General features: G+C 60.4%; 4 protein-coding genes and 1 pseudogene. All 5 read right to left on the bottom strand.

The features are described 5' to 3' along the window. Nucleotides 1-181: pseudogene (locus tag QT222_RS07730) on the bottom strand (IucA/IucC family protein); the annotation flags it as partial. Further along, entirely contained in the window at nt 178-1,680 is a 1,503-nt protein-coding gene (locus tag QT222_RS07735) for a pyridoxal phosphate-dependent decarboxylase family protein (protein WP_491476828.1), read from the bottom strand. The pseudogene QT222_RS07730 and the gene QT222_RS07735, both read right to left, overlap by 4 nt. 35 nt (nt 1,681-1,715) lie before the next feature. Continuing rightward, complete coding sequence (locus QT222_RS07740) at nt 1,716-3,083, bottom strand: diaminobutyrate--2-oxoglutarate transaminase (protein WP_491476825.1); 1,368 nt, start codon at nt 3,081-3,083, stop codon at nt 1,716-1,718. A gap of 1,070 nt (nt 3,084-4,153) precedes the next feature. After that, the gene (locus tag QT222_RS07745) at nt 4,154-5,461 is read right to left on the bottom strand and encodes a cobyrinic acid a,c-diamide synthase (RefSeq protein ID WP_491476826.1); all 1,308 of its coding nucleotides are present in this window, start codon (nt 5,459-5,461) and stop codon (nt 4,154-4,156) included. Continuing rightward, a partial coding sequence (locus QT222_RS07750) for an SAM-dependent methyltransferase (protein WP_491476827.1) occupies nt 5,461-5,862 on the bottom strand: 402 nt, incomplete at its 5' end. The genes QT222_RS07745 and QT222_RS07750, both read right to left, overlap by 1 nt.

A 5,862-nucleotide genomic window follows, 5' to 3' on the forward strand; every position in this document is an offset into this window, starting at 1 on the left:
TGTCCACACCCTGGTCTGAGAGGGATGCGTGGACGACTTCGTCGGTATCGGCATCGATTGGCGCGTCGGCCTCGGCAATAACCTCGTAGTCGCCGGTTTCCCGGAGATAGCAGTTGAGGAAACTATGCAGTGTCGCGGCTTCTGCGGGCGCTACGGAATCTTGGGTATCTCTTGGGTTCATTGTCGGATTTCGTCGGGGTTCGTTTCGAATTCGGTGCCACGAGCGGTAATCGCCTGGAGGAGCGACCGGATATCCTCGCGTGTCGTCCGCGGATTCAGGAGCGTCAGCTTCAGACAGTTGATGCCATCCACCGTTGTCCGTGCAACCACGGCTTCGCCGTCTTCGAGGAGCGAATCACGGATAGCTTCGTTCAGCTTTCCTATCCACTCCTCTCGTGTCATCTCTGTCGGCACGGACTCAGGGACGTACCGGAAGAGAACTACGTTTAGCTCCGATTCGTGGATGACGTGCAGGTCCGAATCCCGCTCGATTAGCTCGACCGCTTCGTCAGCGAGATTGATGGTGTATTCCATCAGCGAGGCAAGCCCCTCGCGACCGACCGTCTGCATCGTGACGAACGGTTTGAGCGCGTCGAATCGTCGGGTCGTCTGTACCGATTTCGACACGAGATTCGGAACGCCGGCTTCGTCGTCGCGTTCCGGGTTCAGGTACGCCGCGTTCCGGTCGATGAGGTCGTAGGACGACTCGTCGCGGACGAGGACGGCTCCACAGCTTATGGGCTGGTAGAACATCTTGTGGAAGTCGACCGCGATAGAGTCCGCAGCCTCGATACCGGCGAGTTTATCGGCGTGCTCGTCGCTCATCGCGAGCGCACCACCCCACGCGGCATCGACGTGGAACCAACAATCGTACTTGCGAGCACGCTCCGCCAGTGGTTCCAGCGGGTCGATACTTCCGAAGTCTGTTGTCCCGGCAGTTGCGACGATAGCAAACGGTCGATTGCCGTTTGCGCGAATGTCGACAATTGCCTCGTCGAACGCCTCGACGGAGATGCGGTACTCGTTGTCAGTCGGGACCGTGACGACCGCGTTTTCACCTAACCCGAGGTGAGAGGCGGCCTGCTTGGCGGTGAAGTGGGCCGCTTCCGAACAGAGGATGCGGAGGTCCCGGGCTTCTGGCGGCAACCCGGCTTGTTGGACGTCGACGCCGTACTCTTCCAGTAGAATACGATTCCGTGCGAGCAGCAGGCCAACGAAGTTCGACTGTGTCCCGCCGCTCGTGAAGACGCCGTCGCTTTCCGCTTCGTCGTAGCCGAACAGCCCACACAGTTCGGTGACGAACTGCTCTTCGAGGTGGGTCGCTGCGGGACTCTGGTCCCACGAGTCCATCGACTGGTTCGCCGCGGTCAAAAGCACTTCGGCGGCGAGTGCCGGAACCATCGGTGGACACTGCAGGTGTGCGATGCAGTGCGGGTCGGAGACGCCGACGGAATTTCGGAGGATTGGGCCGGTTCGGTCGAGCGCGGTCTCCAGTCCGTCACCCTCGGAAGGGAGCATCTCGAACTGGGCGAGCGTGTCGGCCAGTTCATCGGGTGTCACCCCCGAATACGGCGTCGCGTTGTCGAGGAACTCCCCGAGAACGAGGTCACACGCCTGCTCGATTGCCTCTTGATAGGCCTCGCGGTCATTCTCGTCGTCCCCGAGGAACAGCCCCTCCATATCCGGGCGTGTATCGTGGAGACTCTCGGCGTCGCTCACGCCAGCACCTCCTGTGACGTTCTGCGCCCGACTGTTTCGAGTGCGGCCTCGACGGCCTCGTCGAAGATGCGACCGATGTCGTCCACGTCGCTCTCTGAAACGATAAGCGGCGGGAGGAACCGGACGACACTGCTGTGGCGGCCGCCCAACTCTACGATTAGTCCGCGGTCGAAACAGGCCGCTCGGACGGCGTCTGCGAGGTCCGAATGTGCGGGGAAGTGACCGCAACCGTCCGGCTCTCCGGAGGGGTCGACCATCTCGACGCCGAGCATCAGCCCACGACCACGAACATCTCCCACGGCGTCGTGCTCGCTTGCTGTCGATTCGAGGTGCCCGCGAAGGCGCTCGCCCACGCGTTCGGCGTGCTCGTCCAAGTTATTTTCCACGACCTGTTCGATAGTCGCGATTCCGGCGGCCATCGCGAGTTGGTTCCCGCGGAAGGTCCCGGCGTGCGCACCGGGTTCCCACTCGTCGAGTGATTCATCGTAGACGACAACTGAGAGCGGAAGCGACCCGCCGACGGCCTTCGAGAGAGTGATTACATCCGGAACGATGTCAGCGTGTTCGAACGCGTATAGCTCTCCAGTCCGCCCGAGTCCAGTCTGAACCTCGTCCACGATGAGTGGGATATCTCGCTCACGAGTCATCCGTCGGATTTCGCGGGTCCACTCGTCGGAGGCGGGAATTGCTCCTCCCTCGCCTTGAACGAGTTCCACGACCATCCCAGCGGGGTCGGTGATGCCGCTTTCGGGGTCGTCGAGCGTGTTCTCGACGTACCGACTGGCAAGTTCGTGACACTGCTCGCCGCCAACGCCGAACGGGCAGCGGTACTCGTAGGGATACGGCAGATGGTGGACGTTCGGCATCAGCCCCGGAACGTCGGCTTTCGGGTCGGTATCGCCCATCAGACTTAGCGCACCGTTCGTCATGCCGTGATAGCCACCTTGGAAGCCGAGTATCGACCGGTTGCCTGTCGCGGTCTTAACCAACTTAATTGCCGCTTCGATGGCGTCGGTTCCGGCGGGACTACAGAACTGAATCCGCGCGTTATCCGAAAACTCGTCGGGAAGCGTCCCGAACAGCGTGTCTACGAAGCGCTCTTTGACCGGTGTTGTGATATCTAACGTGTGGAGCGGTCGGTCCTCCGCAAGGACCGTTTCCATCGCCTCGACGACCTTCGGGTGGTTGTGGCCGAGTGCAAGCGTGCCCGCCCCAGCGAGGCAGTCGTAGTATTCGTTCCCGTCCATGTCGATGACGGTGACGCCTTTGGCCTCTTTGACGGCGTGCGGGAGGTTTCGCGGGTAACTCCGCGCGTTCGACTCGCGTGCAGCCTGCTGTCTGAGTAGTGTCTCGTTGTTGGTCATTGCCCTGTCCCCCGTCGATTAACCACTCGCATATCGCAGTCCGTCATACAGGTTTAGGTCGACCTAAAACAATAAAGTTCTTTCTGCCGTATGAAGAATAATTAAAATTTAATTGTTAGTATAGATATATCTAGGCACCCCATTTCGAGCCGGATGTCGCACGCCAGCTCGGGGTTCGTAACCCGACTACAGGGCTTCACTGCTGAACTTGGTAACGGACGCGTTCGACACCAACTCGGTGCCGGGACATCGGTCCGAAACCATGTTTTAGGCTAGCCTAAAGTATTAAAGATGTTTCGGAGTTCTGTTACCTCGTCGTGCTGACCAGATCCGGTACGTCGGTTTGCCTCTATACTGTGTTGTCTTTCTATTCAGGTCGCCTTTGAACCCTCACTCGGACTGGTTCGGTGGGTCGCGTCGATAGTGAGGGGGTGACGTCCAGTGGCGTCTCCGTGTTCACCTCGAAATCGAACTCTCGCAGGAACACTCGAACTTGGTCCGAGACGGAACGTAGACGAGGTACGTCGTCCCGTTGTAATTCATCGTCGAGGTTTCAGTGAAGGGTACGTATCCACCGTCAACAGTAACCGCTTTTCCTTTGGAGAGGTTCCGTCGTCTGGTGGTGTGATTGCGATAACGCGCGACTGTGTGCCGTTTACCGTTACTGATTCTGCAGAGGTATCGTATCGGGGGCCGAAGTCCAGTGGCAGGATGCTACAGCCGGAAAACAGGACCAATACGGCTAGTACTACGGGAGGCTTTGTTGAACCTCTTTTGTGTCAGACTCGTCTCTAAAAATCATCTTTGATATATCGTTTGGCTGTTGTCGGTGAGGCCAGGTTTACTTTGTACCGCGAGTGACTTGCGTTCGGCTACCCCAACTACCGTAACTGATGTTGTGGCGGTTGGTGTCTCAACTCGTGCAGACTTCGAGCGTGTCGCCGCCTGTCTTCATCATCATATTGACGAATATTTAGTTCGCAAAACTCACCATTGGTGTCGGTACTGTCTTGCTACGCTGTTTACGAACACGTTGTCGCGCGTCTCCCCGTTCAAAAACCGTGGGCACATCACCGAGACGACGACAGGTTCCCAACGAACGTCTCGAACGCCCCGCTCTCCGCGTGGACGTGGCAGTAGGTTCCGAGCGTCTGGTACTCCATCAGTCCATCTGAACTGTCCTGAATCCCGCTCCCTCTGACGACATCGAAGGCGAACCGCGCGTCCGAATCGACATCGGCACGAGAGTAATGGAACTCGTGGCCGCGGAGCCGACTGCCCTGTCCAGCAGTGAGGGTATCCGACTTCGCACAGAGTTCGACGTGGTCGAGTGCTTGATAGCGGTCGCACATCTGCACGTCCGCCGGGAGGACGCCAGCCATCTCGTACGTGCCGTCGTCGGTCGTCAGCGACTCAGTAAGCGCCATTAGACCACCGCATTCGCCGAATACCGGCAGTCCCTCTGCGGCCCGCGCGGCGATGTCGTCGAATGCGGGACACCCATCCAGTTCGGGACCGTGAAGCTCGGGGTAGCCACCGGGCAGGTAGACGCCGTCGCAGTCCGGGAGGGTATCACCGGCGACCGGCGAGAACGTCACCACATCCGCCCGTTTATCGAGTTCCTCAACGGTCGCCGGATAGGCGAAACAGAACGCCGAATCGCGGGCGACCGCGACGCGCGAGCCAGTTTTTTCGACCGACTCTTGCAACGATGGACGTGGTGGTTCCCGCGCGGCAGTGACCAGCCGGTCGGTTCGAATTTCTGCTGCCGCCTCGCTGAGTACGTCGGTGTCCAGTGGCGACTCATCGCCCATGTGGAGACCGAGGTGTCGGTCCGGGATTTCGAGGCCCGACCGCGGTGGAATGCGGCCGAAATACGCCAAGTCGTCCGGCAGTGCGCCCTTGATTCCTTCTTCGTGGCGGCCGCCGTGTGCCCGCTGGGCGATGATACCGGAAACGTCGATATCGCGGCCCGCGTGCGCTGCGTACTCGCGGAAGCCGTGGGCCGTCGCAGCGACGCTCTCCATACCGGCCTTCGCATCGACGACTAACACGACCGGAATGTCGAGCGCGTCGGCGACCATGGCGGTACTGGAGCAATCGCCGTCGTACAATCCCATCACGCCTTCGACGATGCAAATGTCGTCGTCGCCGCGGTGGAAGTTTCGACGAACGCCGTCTTCGCCTTCGAGCCACAGGTCGAGCGTCCGCGACGGCCGCCCGGCGACCTGTTCGTGGTGGCTCGGGTCGATGAAGTCGGGTCCGGCTTTCGCAGGTTGGACGTTGTAGCCGTCGTCTTCGAGCGCCTGGATGATGGCCAGCGTTGCGACTGTCTTTCCGACGCCGGACTTCGTTCCCGCGAGGACGAATCCGTCCATCAGTCGTCCTCCGGCGTGACTGGTGCACGAACGGCGAGCACCGAGAGGTCCGAGTACGGTGTCGATTCGGGGCCGCTTCCGCCGGCGGATTCGCTGAGTTCGCCGAGCGTGGTTCGCGTGATGTGTTCGTCGTCGTGCGTCAGTCGTTCGAGGACGAGCGCATCGAGCGTCTCGTCCGCGCCGGATTCGAGCAGGAACTCGGCGATGTCGCCCGGCATCAAATCGAACGGTCGCGGGAGGACCAACAGGTGCCGTTCGCCGACAACCTCGGCCAGTCGGTCGAGGTCGGCGTCCAGCGACCCGCTTTTGTGGAGCGTGACGAATCGCGTGTCTTCCATCGGCGTGCGCGCCCGACTCGCGGCGATTTGCAGCGAGGAAATCCCCGGGATCGCCTTGACCGG

Source organism: Haloferax sp. s1 (genome assembly GCF_058382125.1).